Consider the following 18,319-nt stretch of genomic DNA (forward strand, 5'->3'; position numbering starts at 1 on the left):
CTTCTTTTACTGTGGAATTTCTCTGAGAACATTATCGCAGAAAGTTTCTGAGACCTGTTCTTTCAGCTGGGTGCCGTCTGACAGTTCACAGATCGGTCCTGTCGGAATGTCACTACAGTTTTTACCTGCTTGCTCACAAGTGAAATTTCCATTACCATCCGGAACCATTACGTATCCCGGTACAATAGCTTTGTTTGTCTGATTTGCCATCTTAGTGGCAAATGCTGTTCCTGTTCCTAGTACCACTAGTAAAGCAGGGAAAAGGATTTTTTTCATAGAATGAAATATTTAGTGCTGCCTACTCTGTTGATCGGTTTTCGGCTTCCCCGATTTAATATATTGAGATAATGCTTTTGTCATTTTATGTTGGGTGAGTTCATTATTATGGATGGTGTACAGATATTTTTCGGTTACAATGATATCATTGAGTGTATGATCATCTTTCTTGAAAATATAGATGCTGCCTACATAACTTTGGGAATCAATTTCGTAAACATCTAATACATCTGATTTTTTCCAGGCTTTTCTCGATTCGTGTCTGCCCATCAGGTTGGATTGAACGAAAAGTAAATTTTTGTACACCACGGATCTGACATTGACCTTTAGTGCCGGTGCTTTCATCTTGTAAGTGCCGTCAGAAAGCTTCGTAGTTTTAATCTGGACAGTTTTTACGGTATCAATAGTTTTTAAAAATTTTTGCACCTGCATACTGCTGTTCATGACAATTGCCTGATTTCTGTAAGTATAGGTATATAACAGTTTTTTCGTATGCGATTCGTAGGCCATGCTTCCGTCGACGTCAAACAGACCATCGGTCTGTTTCTTTAAAACAGTTGTTTTTAATTGTAATTTCTCAGGACTGTCAATATCAAGTAATCCCAGCACCAGATGATTGCTTGGACGTATCTGTGTCCTAATGGCAAAACGGGAAGAGTCAATGACCTTGAGATCATTAAAATAAGCATCTTTGTAACTTATTCTTGTAGTAGATTCGGTCCCAAGTTTACCTTTAAATAAGATAGGTACCGACCCGTCATAAATATAGAAATGATTGTCCGCTACTATTTGCCTGATATTTTTATAAGGATGATCTGTTTCTATTCGGGCAGAGGTAATCGCTTTTCGGTGCATTGAAGAGTCTATTGTTAGGAGCTGCTGAGGATATTTCTGGTTAGACAGATAAATGTTATGATCATCAAACCCAGCAAAATAATAGAAACCATTGTCCAAATGTACTGATTGATGTTGGATAACAGGGTGCTTGATAAACCGCCTTGTAAAATTATTTTCTTTTTTAATAACATGCTCCGAGGAAAGAAACATACCTATGATTAAAATAATGCTCAGTACGATTGATGTTGATACTGTTATAGCAGTTTTTGATTTCCGGACAAGAATATTCTTTTCCATTAAGAATAAGGCAATAATTATAAGTAATACACATATTACATTAAAAACTAAATGTTCAGTCCAGCCCAGTTTTTCGAGGATTCCTCCACAGGAACAGGGTACAAAGTCACTATAGTTGAGAATGATGAAAATATAGGCTGTAAATGCTGACATTAAAAAAAGTGAGAGGTATAAGCCTGATCGTCTGCAGATGGGTACCAACAGTAACATGGAAGCAATCCATTCTATTATAATGACACTGTAAGAAACAAAACCTGCATAAGCGCTGAGAAGTGGTGATTGTGCTAATTGAATCTGAAATCTTTCAAATTCAAAAAGTTTACTTACACTCGCGTACACAAATAATACAATAAAAAAGTAACTTACAATAGTAGGGAATATGTTGGAAAAATTTTTCATGCTTTGTTGTCATTATGTTTAACAGACCTGAACCAGTCTCCATTTGATTTTCCATCCGCAATATTCAGGCATTGGTTCACCTTTAAAGAGGGTTACAGTTGTTTTAAAATTCCCCATACTTTCCCAGATGCCACTCTTTGGACATGGTAAGCCTGTAACAACTGATATGGAGGTATGGGGAATCATATTTTTTTTGTTTTTAATCCTGAGTAAGCCGCCAATTATCACCGTCTCTGACAGGAGGATCTTTTGTTCCAGGATCTTCAATGACTTCTATGGATTTAGCAGAATCCTGTTTCATTACTAAACCATTTATTGTGGGCTCTGATTTTTCAATATATTCACTATTTGAAATCATATCTTCATCTCGATGGGTGCAGTTTTGTAGACAAACTGCTACGATGATTATGCTAAAAAATGGGATAAACTTTTTCATTTTGATAATTTTAATTGGGTTATCCCGGCCGGATTATATTAGAATTCTGATGTCAAAATTATCCGGCTTATGAGCTAAAAAAAACTGTTATATGGCTCTATTTTAAAATTGTTACGTCTCAATTTTAAAATTAATACATGAGAATATCAGAGTTCAAGTGGCTGTATTTGCATGTTTTACAGGATTTTTATGTTTCTGTTATTTAATTCATTGAAATTTGATTTATTTAAAACATAAATGTTTATTTTTGAGATAGTGAGGTTCTAAATATCAGTATATGAAAAAGTTTTATTGCTTTCTCATCTTATTTCCTGTTTTTTCACAATTTTTATTTTCACAAAAGAAAGATGAAAAAACTTTCAGTGAAATTAGAAAGCCTTATGAAAAAATGGCAATAGATGACATTCATGCAATGCCCTATGTAAAACTGTACATTGAGAAAGCAAAAAACGAAAATAATTTTTCAAAGCTAATTCAAGGGTATAGAGATGCAAGACAGTTTGATTATAAAAACAAGATGAAGTATGCTGACAGTGCGCTTACTGTCAGTTTGCAGCATGGAAGCCAAGATGACATCAGTAAAGAATATTTAAGCAAGGGAATCATCTATTATTTTTATCAAAAAAAATTTAAGCTGGCTTTAAATGAATACATTAAAGCCTATACGTATTCAAAAGGCTCGAAAGATGAGTACCATAGATATAAAGTCCTTTATCATTTAGGAATTGTAAAAAGTCATTTGGGCTATTATGATGATGCCATGAAGCATTTTCTTGAATGTACTTCATTTTACAGGTCAAAGCTAAATGAAAATCATCATGAAAATGAACAGTTTAACTATGAGAAGGCGTATCTCAACTGTTTACATCAATTGACTGTACTTAACAGATATCTGTATCATTTTGCCAAGAGTGATAGTTTAAGCAATTTAGGTTATCGGATAACTGCCAATAATAATGATTTTGTACTTGAAAAAAGCTATTTCCTAAAATGCATAGGAATTTCCAGATTTCATCATAAAGATTATGTTGGTGCTCAGGATCACTTGCAAAAATCTTTACCCAATATTCTAAAGAGAAATGATTTCGCCTGGGCTTCGGTCGTCTATTTTTATATGGGTAGAACTTATGAAGCGCAGAATAATATCGAAAGTGCGGTGAGATGCTATGAAAAGATAGACTCTATTTTCAATAAACATGATTTTATACTTCCAGAGGTCTATAAGAGTTATCACTATCTTATCGATCATTATAAAGATAAAGACCTAGAAAAGCAACTGTACTATACCAATCAGCTTTTAAAAGCTGACAGTTTAATCAGTAAAGATTTTCCCTATTTATCTTTGAAACTTCATAAAGATTTTGACCGACGTACACTGATGGATGCAAAAGAAGAAATCGAGAGATCCAGTACTAAAAAAATAGTATTGGCTCAGATACTGATTGCTTCAGGAAGTTTAGTTCTTGGCTTTTTTGTTGTCCGGTATCGAAGAGATCAAAAGATAAAAAAACAATATCAGCTTCTCCAAAAGAGAATTGCTGAAGGAAGATATAATATGAATGATATTGTAAGAGAAGAAATGATAGAACTGCCTGTAAGAAAGACTTCTCTTACCCCGGAAATGGCTTTAGAAATAAAAGAAAAGCTTGAGAAGTTTGAGCAGGAGCAACATTTCAAAAAGAAAGGGATTACGCAGAAAAGTATTGCTTTAAAGCTGGGAACCAATTCCCACTATCTTTCGGTTTATATCAATGAACAAAAAGGGATGAATTTTAATAAATACATGGCTGAACTGAGAATTAATTATATCACCAATCTTCTTAATACCAACAGTAAATATTTAAATTATACTATCGAGGCTCTGGCTGATGAATGTGGTATAGCGGCACGCCAGAACTTTTCAAATCTGTTCTTTGATATCAATGGGATCAGACCTACTGATTATATAAAGAATCGGAAAAGGGAGCTGGGTATTAGTTGATTAAGTCGTGCTTTAGGTAATTTTTGTAAATTCCTTAAAAAAGGACATGGTAACAAAAACTATTTTTAAAAGAGCTTCGAAGTTATTGGAGGATCTGGACCTAAAGATTAACGAAGTCAATGCTGACGGAAATGATCTGATCAAAATTTCAGAAAAGGCATTGCTTATTATTGATGAGTCGATAAGGAAATTAAAACTTTTGGTTTCCAACCATCATTTTGATCATATTGCTGAAGAAGTATTCTTTTTTAAAAAACTGAAACCGCAGTTTATCTCAAAATTTATTTATTATTCTGCAGTACTGGATATTGAATCTCATAAGCCGGCTGCCGGAAATAAGACTTTAAAAAAATATTATGAAGCAGAACAGGAAAAGTTGAAAGACTTTTATTTGGAGCATTCTGAATTTTACAGCTACTATAAACGGGAAGCAACCTATCTTGATCATAAAATATTTGTTCGCAATTCCTACGACCTAAAAATGAAGTTATCATCCGGATTTTATAATTATGATCCGAGTTTTACAACTTCCCACGATCATATGATCGCCAGATTTATTTCCAATGAGCAATTCGATCAGTATTTAAAAAAGCAAATTGAAAATTCAAATGATAACTTTATGGCAAAAGTATTTTCTCCTTTGAGCTGGTCGGGATCAAAGGTCGGTCTTATAGAGCTTATCTATGCACTTTACCAGATGCGTTGTTTTAACGGTGGTAATATAGAGTTAAGCGAAGTGATAAAATTTACAGAAAAGTCATTGGATTGCGATTTAGGTAACTTTCATAAAACCATCTTTGAAATCCGTAACCGAAAACAGGGACCAACCAAATTCCTTCAATTGGTGAGTGACAATTTGAATCAATATTTTATGAACAGTGATGCTGAGTAACATAAATACAAACAGAAACCTCAAATCGTATGGTATTTGAGGTTTCATTCTTTAATCCGATTTCAATAAATGTTGCAAATCAGGATCATTTTTTATTCGATCCATTTCATCTTTGATGATATTGAGAATATCTGACTTAATTTCTCTGTAATTATCCTGAATCTGCCTGGTCATAGAATCATTCCCGTCTTCATCAATAAAGGATCGGATCGGTGGTATCTGCTGAAAGCTTTTCATTTCTTGAGAAAGCTTAATATTGTCTACGATAATCTCGGAATGAAAAATCTTCTGCCGAATCCTTTCATCAAAGTTATCAGATACAGCACCGACAAAAAATCCCTGGGTTAAGGTAGAGATCTTCGAAGCAGGTATCAAACTGTCCAATTGGGTAGAAATAGAGGTCGAAGTATCGTTCCTATTGATGGATATACTTTGTCTTTTTTGCAATATTTTTCCAAAACGTTCAGATAAGGTTTTTGCTGTTTCCCCAACCACCTGACCGCTGAAAATATTGCCGACCGTATTCTGAATGACTTTACTTTCCTTATCTCCATAGTCTCTTGTCAACTGAGAAAAATCCTGGAATCCGAGACATACGGAAACTTTATTACTTCTGGCAGTAGCAATTAAATTATCCAGGCCTCTGAAATAAATGGTAGGCAACTCATCAATAATCACCGAACTCTTCAACTGTCCTTTTTTATTAATTAGCTTAACAATTCTTGAATTGTACAGCCCAAGAGCAGCAGAATAAATATTCTGACGATCAGGATTATTTCCTACACACAGAATTTTAGGCTCATTGGGGTTATTGATATCCAAAGAAAAATCGTCTCCGGTCATTACCCAGTATAATTGTGGTGAGATCATTCTTGACAAAGGAATCTTTGCGGAAGCGATTTGTCCCTGCAACTGATCCTGTGCACCCCCTTGCCATGCATCCATAAAAGGAGATAGGTAGTTTTCTAATTCAGAGTAAGAGGTTAATATCGTAAAGACCTCTTCATATTTTTTGTTCAACAGCTCTATAGCGTGTGGAAAAGTGCAGTATTTACCGTTTTCATAAATTTTAAGAAACCATATGATGGCAGCTAGCAGTATGATAGGACTCTCAACAAAGAAATCGCCCTGTTTTTGTATCCAGCTTCTGTTCAGGTTTAACATAATGGTATAGGCCGCTTCATATGCATCCGATATATCCGTCATAAAATCGGGATTTAAAGGATTACATCGATGACTTTTTCTGGGGTCGTCAAAATTGATGATATAGAATTTCGGCTTTACGGTATAAGCATCAGAATGATTGAGAAGATGGTTGTACGCAATAGTAGACAAATCATCGAATTTAAAATCATAAATATACATGGAAAATCCTTTTTCAATATGTTGTTTGATATAGTTGTTGACAACAGCATAGGATTTTCCTGAGCCTGGAGTTCCTAAGACAATGGTGGCACGAAAAGGATTGACTACATTAATCCATCCCTGATGCCATTTCCCCTGATAATAGAATTGTGTAGGAAGGTTAACAGAATATTCATTATAGCGTAATTGGGTTTCCTGCTGAAAGCTTTCATTCTCATTGTTAAAAACATCGGTCATTAAGTTTGTTTTGAGTAAACGGCTCATCCAGACTCCTGCTTGCATCAGGAAAATGTATCCGGAACCGGTAGATAGAATATAAAGCAGAGCTGAAAAGCTGGTATCAAGTTGTAAAATAATTGTGTTTAAAAAGAATAAGACAAAACCAATAAAAAAAGCAATACTAATTTTTTTCCAAGTGATCTTATCATTTTTTACGCCTTTGGTACCAAGACAACTCAAAGCCAGTAAAACAATTGCGAAGAGCTTAGAGTAGATGGTATGAGAAAATAGCCCTGCTGTTTTGTTAAAATTATAAAGAATCTTATTGATGAGTTCCAGTGTCCATTGTTGATGTGCAAAAAATCCATAACAAAACCAGTACAGATGCATTAGTACCATAATAATACTGACCGCTCGCATAAACGCCATGATTTTGGCAAGTCCTCTTAAATCGTCTTCACCCTGCATATTACATTTTAGACGCATAAATAACTGATTATGCATTCTCAAATATAAATGCGCCGTTGCATGCATCTATTGGCTGGCTTAGGCTCTTTGAGCATAGTTATAAGACCGTTTTTGCAAAAGAATATTATTTTTTTCTTCTTTTTCTTTGTCTCTTTTTCATTTGTGATTCAAAAATTTGTTCCTCTTGATCCTCATGAGGACCTGAAGACAATAACCCGCTAAAAAATCCGTCAAATACTTCGTAGCTGTTATTGTTGAAGAAATGTTCTGAAGATTTTTCAAGCGATATATCATTGTTAGAACTATTATATGAATTGGTTTCAGGCTTTGTTTCTACCTCATTCCATAGTTTGTTGAATGCGTTGGCTGAAAGCTCTTCACTCAACTGTGAACCATTCCAAACAGATTTGGAGTTATGGTCTATAAATGTGATTCCGTAGATCCTTCCCTCATCATTCTTTCGTATGACCGTAGCGATTCCCTGTTCCAAAAGTTGAGACTTAAAAGAAGCTTCCGATTTACTCGTGCTGAGAACGGTTTCAATAGTTCTTTTAAGAATGAATTTTGAAGGATTATTTTTCATTTTTACTTTAGATTTTTCAATAAGCACCTGAATATTTTCTACTCCTACATGCTTACCAAAAAGGGATGATTTAAAAGGATTGCTTATTTTTTTTCCATTTTTATCCGTTGCAAAATAGACCATTCCTTTTCTCATTTTTCCATGCAGTTCTCCAGTAACCTCTTCACAGGAAATATTAAATTGATAGAGTAAAGCGTTATATGCACCTATACTTTGAAAGCTGTAGGCTTGAGGCATGTGTCTTATTACTGATGATAATTGTGTTTTGATATTCCCCTTAGTATAATCTACAGGTTTAAAAATAGGGCTTTGATTTAAACTTCTATTCTCACCAGCAACCTTTAAGTTGTATCGTTTTTCCAATTTCCTGCAGACTTCCATTGATCGGGGGTGATCATAGCGATCTGATATTTTCTTCCCATCGATCTGGACACAGGTGGTGACGATATGAATGTGAGTCCTGTCAATATCCGTATGTTTAAAGACAACGTAGGGTTGGTTGCCATAACCCATTTCCTGCATATATTGCTGGGCCATTTCCCGATAATCTTTGTCATTAACCTTATCTCCAGGATCAGGATTAAGTGAGATATGTCTTACCGGTTTTTCAGTTTTGTTATTCGCTATCAAGTAGGGTTCAAAATACTGATGAAAAAATTTAACCGAATAAGGGCGATCCCACAAATCAGGAATCTTGTTAGTAAATAAAACAGTTCCTTTTTCGTTGTCTACTTTCTGTTGATTGTAGGTAAGCGCACCCCATAGGTTTTCACCTTTTCCAATTTTTGCGATCATTTATCATAAGTTTTTTGAATATGGTTTTGTTCAAATTCTTTTGTGAGTTCTATAATCTGCTTACCAATTAAAGCTAGTTCTCTGGTATGATTTTCCAGTTTAAAGAGATAGAAAGAAGCTTTTTTCTCCGTGAAATTTCGGTATAAAATCTTTACTATCTGATTATAATTGTTTCCAATCGACTGGAATTGGTAGAACAATTTGGTCAGTTGGGTATGATAATCTATTGTTGAAATATCAACTTTTACAATTTTTAATTCTTTCTGAAACAAAATTGTTGTAATAAATTTCGCTTTGTTACTCATTCCGGAAGCCTCATATAAATTTAAAAACTTTATATTTTCCTCATCCGTAAGTCTAAATACATATCTGTTTTTACTTGGATTCATCTTGGGCTTACGCCCGCCTTTGCTTTTTTTATTTACGTCCATCGCATTTAATTTAATATTAGTAAAATCATGACTTCGGAGTGGTTTTTAAAGCCCCAGCCAGGGCAAGTTGTTTTGAGGCACGAAAAAAGTTATGAGGCACTCAAAACATAACTTGCTCCTTTCGGGTGAAAGGAAATTCCAGTAATAAAGCAGATGTAATACTGATCACGTTCATAAAGTTCAATTTCCCAAGACCTCCTTAGTCTTCTGAAACAAAGTAAACCACAATCATTTGTAGGGACAATATTAGAAAGAAAGTCAAAGAAAGTCACTTAAAGCCAAAAACGACCATTAGAAATGTTTTAAAAAAGAAATACTATTCATTTGTATCAGATTGAGGGCGGGATTTCCTGACTGCAGATCTGATAGAAATCCTGAATAGTGGAAATCCAGCATGCCAGCCTTCCGGAATTCCAGCCGTCAAGATAGTCTCTGTGAAAGATAGTCTTCCGGAAAGCAATTTTTCAGGATTGCAGGATGAATGACATTCAGCCAGAACTGATTGAAATCAATACAGCTTTCGGGAATTCCGTCCAGTAGCACTGAAAGCAGTACAGGGAACCTGATATATGTACTGCCCAGGGGCTGTCAATCAGTCTTTCTTCCCAATTATGTATAACCAAAATCAAGCAAAATGAAAACAAAAAAGCAACCTACCATTATTGCATTTTCCACTCAAAAAGGTGGAGTAGGAAAAAGTACATTTACCACACTTATGGCAAGTCTCCTTCATTATCAGATGGGGTACCAGATCGCTGTATTTGACTGTGACTTTCCTCAGTACAGTTTACTTCAGATGAGAGAGCGGGATTTGAAAATGGTGATGCAGAATGAGATTTTAAAAAAGATCGCTCACAAACAATTTACGAGTATTAATAAAAAAGCGTATCCCATTTTCCAGAGTAAATCCGACCAAGTTTTAGAGGATATAGATGCTTATGTTAATGGCTCCGAAACAATTCCCGATGTTATATTTTTAGATCTACCGGGAACTGTGAATACCGCCGGGATTTTAAAAACTTTGACGAAAGTCCATTATATTTTTTCTCCCATTACTGCGGATCGTGTTGTGCTGGAAAGTACGTTAAGTTTCACCCATGTTCTGACCAATGTATTAATGAAAGAAACTCAAACGGGAATTCGGGCTGTATATCTATTCTGGAATCAGGTGGATGGAAGAGAACGGACGTTGCTCTACAAAAACTACAGTAAAGTGATTTCAGATTTAGGACTGCCACTTATGGAAACAAGTATTACAGACAGTAAAAGATTTCGGAAAGAAGGAGAGTCGACATCAAAAACGGTTTTCCGATCGACTTTACTGCCTGCAGATCCTAAATTGTTAGCTCAGTGCAGGCTGGATCAATTTGTAGAAGAATTTTTAAGAATTGTAAAACTATAAATTATGGAAGAGGACAATAACAATGAAGATAACGGTATAGATGAACAATATCTGATGTCCATTATGGCAGGAAGTCCTAAGAAGGAAGTTATTTCAAAAACTGATGATCCTCCAAAGGAGAAGGGTGAAGCAAAAAATAAGTTGAATACTAAGAAATCCTCAGATATAAGCTATATGGAGCAGTTTCTTACTCATCATACCATGACTAAGCGGGGTGATAAAAGTATCTATATCCGTCCTGAATATCACGAGCGCCTATCACGCATTATTCAAATCATTGCCGATGACCAGATTTCTCTGTATGCTTATCTGGATAATATACTGGCGTATCATTTCGAAATGTTTGAAAAGGAAATTACTGATGATTTCAATAAAAAATACCGTCCCATTTTTTAATATCATTTTATGGAAAAAATAATCATTATAGGTTTATTAATGGCTATCATTCTAATTCTTCTCGACAGAAGATTTCCAGTCAATGTCCGTGCGAAAGATAGGGGTAATACTAAGAAAAGTTCTCCACCGATAATGGGAGATATTAAGCAAACAAAAAGAAAAGGTTGGCCAGTTGAAGCCACTGAAAGCCACCTTGAATTTACTTCATTAGCAGAAGATAATTTTGAATCAGAAACCAGGAAGGGGAAAGCTGAGGATGTAACCGAGAATAAAAACCTTGATGATATTCTAATCAAGGATAATTGGGGGCAGGAGGAAGAGGATTGGAAGTATCAGGACTCTAATATCGAAAGCGGTTTTGCTACAGGGGTTACCTTTCAGGAATTGAGTACTGCGGGTCAGCTGTTACAGCGGAAAATGCTGGAACCTGATTTAGAACAGCAAGCAGTTGCTATAATCCAAAAAATTCATGGGACCGAGCTTTTTGATCTTTTAGAGAATTCGTTGGGGGAGGCTTCGAAGCGTATTTCAAATTTGTTAAGTCAGAGCATTTCGAATGATGTTGAAGGCATATCTTCCAGTTACAAAGATGGTGTTGAAGGTTTCGATATTGGGGAGTTTGTTTAGGCAAATTCCCCTTTTGTTATTAAGAAGTTTCAACTAAGATCTGTTATCAAACAATTCATGCAGTTTTTTCTGCAGAACCTTTTTGTCGGGAAGCTGCGTTTTGTATTCAGAAACCATTGTCGGAGAAAGACTTCTACTCAGCGCATATTCTACTACTTCGCTGTCTTTGTCTTTACAAAGCAGTACGCCGATGCTTGGATTTTCGTTCTGACGTTTAACATCCCTGTCCAGCGCTTCCAGATAAAAGTTAAGCTGACCCAGATGTTCGGGTTTGAATTTATCTGCTTTCAGTTCGAAAGCGACAAGGCATTGCAGCCCCCTGTGGAAGAATAAGAGATCGATATAAAAATCAGAATTTCCGACCTGTACTTTGTACTCTTCGCTGATAAAAAGAAAATCCCGTCCTAACTCCAGGATAAAATTTTTCATCTGCTCAATTAAACCTTTTTGGAGATCATTTTCATTGAATGTTTCAGGCAGATTTAAAAAGTCAAATACATAGCTGTCTTTAAATGTATTGACTATATCAGCGTTAGTTTCTCTCAACACTGTCGAGAGTTTTGAATTTCCAATCATCGTTCTTTCAAAAAGGCTGCTGGATATCTGTCTCTCTAACTCCCGGAAGCTATAATTTTCCTGTTTGGTCAACTTGATATAAAACTCCCTTTCCTCGATTGATTTACATCTGGAGAATATGGACAGATTATGAGACCAGCTGATTTCTCTCAACAGTGTTGAGATTTTTGGAAATTCCTTGTAAGTCTCATAAAACTGCTTCATTCTCCAAAGATTCTTATCCGAAAAACCTTTTAGTTCAGGTTCATGAGTCTGGATAAACTGAGAAAGTTCTTTAACCACAGATTGTCCCCATTCACTCAGCTCTACCTTTTTGCTGATATACTCACCAATATTCCAGTATAGATCGATGAGTTCCTCATTGACTTTTCTTATCGCATTGTTACGAGACTGTTTGATGATCTCAATAATATCTGTGAACCTTTTATCCATGATTTCTCTTTTTTGAAATTCCTTACAAATTTACAATTATTTATACAGGAATTCTGACTGGCGCACGGTTCTTTAACAGCCAAAAGAGTCCATCCACTGCCATTCCTGTTACTGAGTACCTAGACTCGGACATCTTTGTCATCAAGCCTGTAAAGTGCGGGTTTGATAATCAAAAAATCTATTCATTATGAAAAAACAAAGAAAAAAATTGCTGTATGCTGTTTTAACATTGGTAACAATTAATTCGGTATTCGGCCAAGGCAATGGTTCAGCCGGAATCAATGAGGCTACACAGATGGTCACTTCTTATTTTGAACCCGCTACACAATTAATTTACGCCATCGGTGCAGTCGTCGGACTCATCGGAGGCGTAAAAGTCTATAACAAGTTCAGCAGCGGTGACCCTGATACCAGTAAAACTGCTGCCAGCTGGTTTGGAGCATGTATCTTCTTAATTGTTGCCGCAACCATTCTTCGCTCATTCTTCCTTTAAATGACGACTATGAATACCTATCATATCAATAAAGGAATAGGAAGGAAGGTAGAATTTAAAGGGTTAAAAGCGCAATACCTCTTTATCTTCAGTGGAGGACTCTTAGGAATATTGATTTGTGTCATGGTTATGTATATGGCAGGCATCAATACCTATCTGTGTTTAATTCTCGGAGGAATCAGCAGTGGACTTCTTACCTGGCAGACTTTCGCACTGAATAGAAAATACGGTGAGCACGGTCTGATGAAAATGGGTGCTCAAAAAAAGCATCCGAAATATATCATCAGCCGTAAGAGTATTTACCGGTATTTGAAAACTAACCGTAAAAGAACAAACATATGAGAAATTCTTCCAAAGCAGCCACTTTGGAAAGTAAATTTCCACTGTTGGCGATTGAAAATGATTGTATCATTTCAAAGGACGCTGATGTTACGGTTTGTTTTAAAGTAATACTCCCTGAACTGTTTACTATTGCTTCAGCAGAGTATGAAGCCATGCATTCCGCTTGGTTCAAAGCGATTAAAACTTTACCGGATTTCACTGTGGTTCACAAACAGGACTGGTTTATCAAAGAAAACTACAATCCTGATTTGTCACAAGAAGACCAGAGTTTTCTTTCCAAATCATTTGAAAGGCATTTCAATGAGAGGCCCTTTTTAAATCATTACTGCTACCTGTTTATAACAAAAACAAGTAAGGAGAGAATGCGGATGCAGAGCAACTTTTCATCACTCTGTAAAGGAAAACTGATTCCGAAAGAGATAAAAGACAAAGAAGTCATTGGTCGTTTTCTTGAAGCGGTCGATCAGCTGGATCGGATTATGAATGACAGCGGTTATATCCATTTGGAAAGGATGAGAGAAGATGAAATATCAGGAACTTCTGAGAGGTCAGGACTACTGGAACAGTATCTGACTCTATCCCGTGAAACCCATCCATCATTGCAAGATATTAAGCTGGGATCTGAAGAAATGCGAATCGGTAATAACCGAATCACTATGCACACCTTATCGGATACGGAGGATTTACCAAGTACTGTCTCATCACACAGTCGTTATGAGAAATTAAGCACCGATCGCAGCGACTGTCTTTTATCATTTGCTTCTCCGGTGGGACTTCTGCTCAGTTGTAATCACATTTATAATCAATATCTGTTCATTGACAATAGTGACGAGAACCTTCGCCAATTTGAAAAATCAGCAAGGAATATGCACTCTTTAGCAAGATACAGCAGAGCCAATCAGATCAATAAGGAATGGATAGAAAAGTATTTGAATGAAGCACATTCTTTCGGGTTACAATCTATCCGCGCTCATTTTAATGTAATGTCATGGTCTGACAATCCTGCTGAACTCAAGCAGTTAAAGAATGATACGGGAAGTGCTTTGGCTTTAATGGAATGTAAACCCCGTCATAATACCACGGATACCGCTACTTTATATTGGGCTGGAATACCCGGTAATGAAGGAGATTTTCCGAGTGAAGAAAGCTTCTACACATTCATCGAACCTGCTGTGTGTTTTTTTACAGAAGAAACCAACTATCAGGATTCACTTTCACCTTTTGGGATCAAAATGGCTGACCGTTTGACCGGAAAACCGATTCATCTGGATATTTCAGATTTGCCGATGAAACAGGGGATTATTACCAATAGAAATAAGTTTATCCTTGGTCCATCGGGCAGTGGTAAATCATTCTTCACCAACCATATGGTGCGACAGTATTATGAGCAGGGAGCTCATGTCCTTCTTGTAGATACCGGAAATTCCTACCAGGGATTGTGTGAACTTATCAGGGGAAAGACGAAAGGAGAGGATGGTGTCTATTTTACCTATACTGAGGATAATCCAATCGCTTTCAATCCATTCTATACCGATGACGGTGTCTTTGACATTGAAAAAAGGGAGAGTATCAAAACCTTAATTCTGACACTTTGGAAAAGAGACGATGAACCACCAACCCGTTCAGAGGAAGTGGCACTCTCCAATGCAGTCAGTGGATATATCGAAAGAATTAAAATTAATGACCAGCATCCTTCCTTCAATGGATTCTATGAGTACGTCAAAGATGATTATCAGAAAGTATTGGAGCAAAAGAAAGTCAGGGAAAAAGACTTTGATATTGCCAACTTTCTCAATGTGCTGGAACCTTACTACAGAGGAGGAGAGTATGACTATCTGCTCAATTCAGAGAAGCATCTGGACTTATTATCCAAGCGTTTTATTGTCTTTGAAATCGATGCTATTAAAGATCATAAAATTCTATTTCCTATTGTAACCATTATCATTATGGAAGTCTTTATCAATAAGATGCGAAGACTCAAAGGTATCCGGAAACTCATCCTCATCGAAGAAGCCTGGAAAGCCATTGCCAAAGAGGGGATGGCTGAGTACATCAAGTATTTGTTCAAAACGGTAAGGAAATTTTTCGGTGAAGCCATCGTAGTAACTCAGGAAGTAGATGATATTATCCAGTCACCGATTGTGAAAGAAAGTATCATAAATAATTCGGATTGTAAGATTCTTCTTGACCAAAGGAAGTACATGAACAAGTTTGATGATATCCAGGCAATGTTGGGGTTAACGGATAAAGAAAAATCTCAGGTACTTTCTATTAATATGAACAACGATCTGAGAAGGCTGTACAAGGAAGTCTGGATTGGACTGGGTGGAACGCACTCTGCAGTCTATGCCACTGAAGTTTCTACCGAAGAATATCTTACTTATACTACTGAAGAAACAGAAAAGATGGAAGTGATGAATCTTGCATCAGAGCTCGACGGCAATGTCGAACATGCCATCAAGCGGATTTCTCTCAAGAGAATCAAATCGAATACAAAAGACCAATTAAATCATTTAAAATCTTAAAACAATGAAACAATTAATCATCAAAACAATGATGGCAGCGTTCTTCGCTACCGTAACATTGGCAAAGGCACAATTTGTAGTGACCGATCCGGCCAACCTGGCATCAGGCATATTAAACTCTGCCAATGAAATCGTGCAGACCTCATCGACGGTATCTAATGTGATAAAAAACTTCAATGAAGTTAAGAAAGTCTATGAACAGGGAAAAGAGTACTATGACCAGCTGAAAGCCATCAACAATCTCGTTAAGGATGCCAGAAAAGTACAGCAGACCGTTCTTTTGGTAGGCGATGTTTCTGAAATGTACGTGAACAATTTCGGAAAGATGCTCAATGATCCCAATTTCAATGCTCAGGAATTAGCTTCTATTGCCAATGGTTATTCTGCGCTTCTTACCGAGAGTACGGAGCTTTTAAAAGAACTCAAAGAAATCATTACGTCCAATGGGCTTTCCCTTAATGATAAAGAAAGGATGGATGTTGTGGACAGAGTTTATAAGGAAGTTAAAGCGTATCATAATTTAGTTAGATACTACACCAATAAGAATATTTCGGTCAGCTATCTGAGAGCAAAAAAACAGAACAACACCCAACGGGTATTAGATCTTTACGGAACCTCCAATCAAAAATACTGGTAAGATGGAACCAAGTAACTTACACGAAGTCCTGCGTTCCGTATACGAAGAAATGATGCCGATGTGCGCCGATATGGCGGCGGTAGCAAAAGGCGTAGCCGGCTTAGGCGCCTTGTTTTATGTAGCCCTAAAAGTCTGGCAGTCGCTGAGCCGTGCAGAACCGATTGATTTGTTTCCCATGTTGAGACCTTTTGCCATAGGCATCTGCATTATGTTTTTTACCACATTGGTTTTAGGAAGCCTTAATGGAGTGATGAGTCCCATTGTTCAGGGAAGCCATTCAATGCTGGAGAATCAGGTCTTGGATATGAACGAGCTGCAGCAGAAAAAGGATCTTTTAGAACGGGAAGCGATGCTTAGGAATCCGGAGATGGCTTACCTTATTTCAAACGAAGAATTTGATAAAAAGCTGGAAGAGCTCGGATGGTCACCATCGGATTTGGTCACGATGTCCGGAATGTATATTGAACGAGAAATGTTTGCCATCAAAAAAGATATCAGGGACGGCTTCCGTGAATTTCTTGAAATTCTGTTTCAATCGGCAGCCTTAGTTATTGATACCATCAGAACCTTCTTTCTGATTGTCCTTTCAATATTAGGACCTATCGCATTTGCCATTTCTGTATGGGATGGTTTCCAAACTACTTTAACTCAATGGTTGACGAGATATGTTTGTGTTTATCTATGGCTTCCTGTTGCTGATATATTCAGTGCCATTCTTGCGAAGATGCAAACCTTGATCTTAGAACGTGATATCGAGATGCTCGCAGATCCCACCTTTATTCCTGATACCTCTAATACGGTATACATCATCTATATGGTAATTGGGATCATAGGTTATTTTACGGTACCAACGGTGACTGGCTGGGTGATTCAGGCAGGAGGCGCAGGCAATTTCATGCGCAATGTGAACCAGACTGCTACCAAGTCGGGCAATGTTGCAGGAGCAGCGGTAGGTTCCGCAACAGGAAATATTTCAGGGAGATTATTAAAATAAAAATACAGTTCTATGGAATTTAAAACTTTAAGAAATATTGAGAGCAGCTTCAAGCAGATCCGTTTGTTTACGTTTGTTTTTGCCGTGTTGTGTTTTGGAGTGGTAGGGGTAGTAGTCTTCAAATCCTACCAGTTTGCCGAAGAGCAACGTCAGAAGATCTATGTGCTGGATAACGGCAAATCATTAATGGTAGCGCTATCTCAGGATATGTCGATCAACAGGCCTGTTGAAGCAAGAGAGCATGTGAAACGCTTCCACGAATTGTTCTTCACCATAGCTCCTGATAAGAATGCTATTGAAAGTAATGTCAAAAGGGCTTTCAATTTGGCCGATCAATCGGCATTCAATTACTATAAAGACCTTCAGGAAAAAGGTTACTATAACAGAATCATTTCAGGTAATATCCAGCAGAGAGTTGAGGTAGACAGTGTCGTTGCCAACTTTGATAGTTACCCTTATGACGTAAAAACTTATGCAAGACAATTCATTATCAGGTCCAGTAATCTTACCATCAGAAATTTAATTACCAACTGTTCATTGGTTAATTCTGTACGGTCTGACAGCAATCCTCAGGGATTTATCATTGAAAAATTCAACGTGCTTGAAAATAGAGATGTCGAAACTGTTGAACGCTAATAAGACCGATATGAAAAAACTAAGAGATACACTCGAAAATTATGTTGTAAAGATTGATACACACTGGAAATCTCTTCCGGTAGAGCGACAAAAATTCCTGACCAAGGTTTTCTTTGGTGGTTATGTTTTGATAACCGTCATCGTCATTGTCAATATCTGTATTTCTACAGGTCAAAGAAGTAATACCATTTCTATCAATCATATTGACGGCATTTCTAAGAAACCTATCGAAAAAGGATCGACGCATAATGAAATAGTAAACTCATCCACTAAAAAATAG

20 protein-coding genes are annotated in these 18,319 nt (G+C 36.7%); 12 read left to right on the forward strand and 8 right to left on the reverse strand.

Annotated elements, in window-relative coordinates; translation table 11 throughout:
• Positions 1 to 6 precede the first annotated feature (6 nt).
• From BW946_RS17955 to BW946_RS17965, 4 genes are read right to left on the reverse strand one after another with little or no spacing between them, the layout of a single operon-like run.
• On the reverse strand, positions 7 to 276 hold the full coding sequence (locus BW946_RS17955) for a DUF6520 family protein (protein ID WP_076597476.1): 270 nt from the start codon (positions 274 to 276) through the stop codon (positions 7 to 9).
• A gap of 12 nt (positions 277 to 288) precedes the next feature.
• Positions 289 to 1,809 (reverse strand): DoxX family protein, encoded by a 1,521-nt coding sequence (locus tag BW946_RS17960; protein ID WP_076597477.1) that lies wholly within the window; start codon positions 1,807 to 1,809, stop codon positions 289 to 291.
• Between the two features lie 18 nt (positions 1,810 to 1,827).
• Complete coding sequence (locus tag BW946_RS21495) at positions 1,828 to 1,995, reverse strand: hypothetical protein (protein ID WP_156121964.1); 168 nt, start codon at positions 1,993 to 1,995, stop codon at positions 1,828 to 1,830.
• Between the two features lie 13 nt (positions 1,996 to 2,008).
• Complete coding sequence (locus BW946_RS17965) at positions 2,009 to 2,245, reverse strand: hypothetical protein (protein WP_076597478.1); 237 nt, start codon at positions 2,243 to 2,245, stop codon at positions 2,009 to 2,011.
• 277 nt (positions 2,246 to 2,522) lie between these two features.
• On the opposite strand from BW946_RS17965, the gene BW946_RS17970 reads away from it, so the two are divergent.
• Both BW946_RS17970 and BW946_RS17975 read left to right on the forward strand, forming a co-directional pair.
• Positions 2,523 to 4,226: a helix-turn-helix domain-containing protein gene (locus BW946_RS17970; protein ID WP_076597479.1), complete on the forward strand. Its 1,704-nt coding sequence runs from the start codon at positions 2,523 to 2,525 to the stop codon at positions 4,224 to 4,226.
• A gap of 46 nt (positions 4,227 to 4,272) precedes the next feature.
• Positions 4,273 to 5,118, forward strand: coding sequence for an RteC domain-containing protein (locus BW946_RS17975; protein ID WP_076597480.1), 846 nt, complete (start codon positions 4,273 to 4,275; stop codon positions 5,116 to 5,118).
• Positions 5,119 to 5,169: 51 nt separating this feature from the next.
• Here BW946_RS17975 and mobC read toward each other — a convergent pair whose 3' ends face one another.
• The 3 genes from mobC to mobA form a co-directional block, all read right to left on the reverse strand.
• Positions 5,170 to 7,170 (reverse strand): conjugal transfer protein MobC, encoded by a 2,001-nt coding sequence (gene mobC, locus BW946_RS17980; protein ID WP_076597481.1) that lies wholly within the window; start codon positions 7,168 to 7,170, stop codon positions 5,170 to 5,172.
• A 124-nt stretch (positions 7,171 to 7,294) separates the two neighbouring features.
• A complete protein-coding gene (gene mobB / locus BW946_RS17985; RefSeq protein ID WP_076597482.1) occupies positions 7,295 to 8,548 on the reverse strand; it encodes a conjugal transfer protein MobB in 1,254 nt (417 codons plus the stop codon).
• Positions 8,545 to 8,979 carry a conjugal transfer protein MobA gene (mobA, locus tag BW946_RS17990; RefSeq protein WP_076597483.1) on the reverse strand — a complete coding sequence of 145 codons (435 nt, stop codon included), beginning with the start codon at positions 8,977 to 8,979 and terminating at the stop codon, positions 8,545 to 8,547. The genes mobB and mobA overlap by 4 nt, the downstream gene beginning before the upstream one ends.
• A 634-nt stretch (positions 8,980 to 9,613) precedes the next feature.
• Here mobA and BW946_RS17995 point away from each other — a divergent pair.
• Genes BW946_RS17995 through BW946_RS18005 form a run of 3 tightly spaced genes read left to right on the forward strand, consistent with a single transcriptional unit; the run spans position 9,614 to position 11,404 of the window.
• Positions 9,614 to 10,381, forward strand: a complete 768-nt coding sequence (locus BW946_RS17995) for a ParA family protein (protein ID WP_076597484.1) — start codon at positions 9,614 to 9,616, stop codon at positions 10,379 to 10,381.
• Positions 10,382 to 10,384: 3 nt separating this feature from the next.
• On the forward strand, positions 10,385 to 10,777 hold the full coding sequence (locus BW946_RS18000) for a DUF3408 domain-containing protein (protein ID WP_076597485.1): 393 nt from the start codon (positions 10,385 to 10,387) through the stop codon (positions 10,775 to 10,777).
• Positions 10,778 to 10,786: 9 nt separating this feature from the next.
• Positions 10,787 to 11,404 (forward strand): hypothetical protein, encoded by a 618-nt coding sequence (locus tag BW946_RS18005; RefSeq protein ID WP_076597486.1) that lies wholly within the window; start codon positions 10,787 to 10,789, stop codon positions 11,402 to 11,404.
• A 33-nt stretch (positions 11,405 to 11,437) separates the two neighbouring features.
• Here BW946_RS18005 and BW946_RS18010 read toward each other — a convergent pair whose 3' ends face one another.
• On the reverse strand, positions 11,438 to 12,412 hold the full coding sequence (locus tag BW946_RS18010) for a PDDEXK nuclease domain-containing protein (protein ID WP_076597487.1): 975 nt from the start codon (positions 12,410 to 12,412) through the stop codon (positions 11,438 to 11,440).
• Between the two features lie 187 nt (positions 12,413 to 12,599).
• Between BW946_RS18010 and BW946_RS18015 the strand changes: the two genes are divergently transcribed.
• Genes BW946_RS18015 through BW946_RS18045 form a run of 7 tightly spaced genes read left to right on the forward strand, consistent with a single transcriptional unit; the run spans position 12,600 to position 18,319 of the window.
• A complete protein-coding gene (locus BW946_RS18015) occupies positions 12,600 to 12,905 on the forward strand; it encodes a DUF4134 domain-containing protein (RefSeq protein ID WP_045495720.1) in 306 nt (101 codons plus the stop codon).
• A 9-nt stretch (positions 12,906 to 12,914) separates the two neighbouring features.
• Positions 12,915 to 13,247, forward strand: a complete 333-nt coding sequence (locus BW946_RS18020; RefSeq protein WP_076597507.1) for a DUF4133 domain-containing protein — start codon at positions 12,915 to 12,917, stop codon at positions 13,245 to 13,247.
• On the forward strand, positions 13,244 to 15,772 hold the full coding sequence (locus BW946_RS18025; RefSeq protein WP_076597488.1) for a TraG family conjugative transposon ATPase: 2,529 nt from the start codon (positions 13,244 to 13,246) through the stop codon (positions 15,770 to 15,772). Before BW946_RS18020 ends, BW946_RS18025 begins: the two co-directional genes overlap by 4 nt.
• A gap of 28 nt (positions 15,773 to 15,800) precedes the next feature.
• Positions 15,801 to 16,409 (forward strand): DUF4141 domain-containing protein, encoded by a 609-nt coding sequence (locus tag BW946_RS18030; protein ID WP_410493470.1) that lies wholly within the window; start codon positions 15,801 to 15,803, stop codon positions 16,407 to 16,409.
• 1 nt (position 16,410) lies between these two features.
• Positions 16,411 to 17,403, forward strand: a complete 993-nt coding sequence (gene traJ, locus BW946_RS18035) for a conjugative transposon protein TraJ (protein WP_076597490.1) — start codon at positions 16,411 to 16,413, stop codon at positions 17,401 to 17,403.
• Between the two features lie 12 nt (positions 17,404 to 17,415).
• On the forward strand, positions 17,416 to 18,039 hold the full coding sequence (gene traK, locus BW946_RS18040) for a conjugative transposon protein TraK (protein WP_076597491.1): 624 nt from the start codon (positions 17,416 to 17,418) through the stop codon (positions 18,037 to 18,039).
• Between the two features lie 10 nt (positions 18,040 to 18,049).
• Entirely contained in the window at positions 18,050 to 18,319 is a 270-nt protein-coding gene (locus BW946_RS18045) for a hypothetical protein (RefSeq protein WP_228402641.1), read from the forward strand.

Source organism: Chryseobacterium sp. RU33C (assembly GCF_900156015.1).
Lineage (GTDB): Bacteria > Bacteroidota > Bacteroidia > Flavobacteriales > Weeksellaceae > Chryseobacterium > Chryseobacterium candidae.

Coding starts and splice junctions, on each gene's coding strand:
- traJ (WP_076597490.1), top strand. CDS start 16,411: ATGGAACCAAGTAACTTACACGAAGTCCTGCGTTCCGTATACGAAGAA.
- BW946_RS17955 (WP_076597476.1), bottom strand. CDS start 276: ATGAAAAAAATCCTTTTCCCTGCTTTACTAGTGGTACTAGGAACAGGA.
- BW946_RS18015 (WP_045495720.1), top strand. CDS start 12,600: ATGAAAAAACAAAGAAAAAAATTGCTGTATGCTGTTTTAACATTGGTA.
- BW946_RS17960 (WP_076597477.1), bottom strand. CDS start 1,809: ATGAAAAATTTTTCCAACATATTCCCTACTATTGTAAGTTACTTTTTT.
- BW946_RS18025 (WP_076597488.1), top strand. CDS start 13,244: ATGAGAAATTCTTCCAAAGCAGCCACTTTGGAAAGTAAATTTCCACTG.
- BW946_RS17970 (WP_076597479.1), top strand. CDS start 2,523: ATGAAAAAGTTTTATTGCTTTCTCATCTTATTTCCTGTTTTTTCACAA.
- BW946_RS17975 (WP_076597480.1), top strand. CDS start 4,273: ATGGTAACAAAAACTATTTTTAAAAGAGCTTCGAAGTTATTGGAGGAT.
- BW946_RS18045 (WP_228402641.1), top strand. CDS start 18,050: ATGAAAAAACTAAGAGATACACTCGAAAATTATGTTGTAAAGATTGAT.
- mobC (WP_076597481.1), bottom strand. CDS start 7,170: ATGCAGGGTGAAGACGATTTAAGAGGACTTGCCAAAATCATGGCGTTT.
- BW946_RS18030 (WP_410493470.1), top strand. CDS start 15,801: ATGATGGCAGCGTTCTTCGCTACCGTAACATTGGCAAAGGCACAATTT.
- BW946_RS17995 (WP_076597484.1), top strand. CDS start 9,614: ATGAAAACAAAAAAGCAACCTACCATTATTGCATTTTCCACTCAAAAA.
- mobA (WP_076597483.1), bottom strand. CDS start 8,979: ATGGACGTAAATAAAAAAAGCAAAGGCGGGCGTAAGCCCAAGATGAAT.
- BW946_RS18005 (WP_076597486.1), top strand. CDS start 10,787: ATGGAAAAAATAATCATTATAGGTTTATTAATGGCTATCATTCTAATT.
- BW946_RS21495 (WP_156121964.1), bottom strand. CDS start 1,995: ATGATTCCCCATACCTCCATATCAGTTGTTACAGGCTTACCATGTCCA.
- mobB (WP_076597482.1), bottom strand. CDS start 8,548: ATGATCGCAAAAATTGGAAAAGGTGAAAACCTATGGGGTGCGCTTACC.
- BW946_RS18000 (WP_076597485.1), top strand. CDS start 10,385: ATGGAAGAGGACAATAACAATGAAGATAACGGTATAGATGAACAATAT.
- BW946_RS17965 (WP_076597478.1), bottom strand. CDS start 2,245: ATGAAAAAGTTTATCCCATTTTTTAGCATAATCATCGTAGCAGTTTGT.
- BW946_RS18020 (WP_076597507.1), top strand. CDS start 12,915: ATGAATACCTATCATATCAATAAAGGAATAGGAAGGAAGGTAGAATTT.
- BW946_RS18010 (WP_076597487.1), bottom strand. CDS start 12,412: ATGGATAAAAGGTTCACAGATATTATTGAGATCATCAAACAGTCTCGT.
- traK (WP_076597491.1), top strand. CDS start 17,416: ATGGAATTTAAAACTTTAAGAAATATTGAGAGCAGCTTCAAGCAGATC.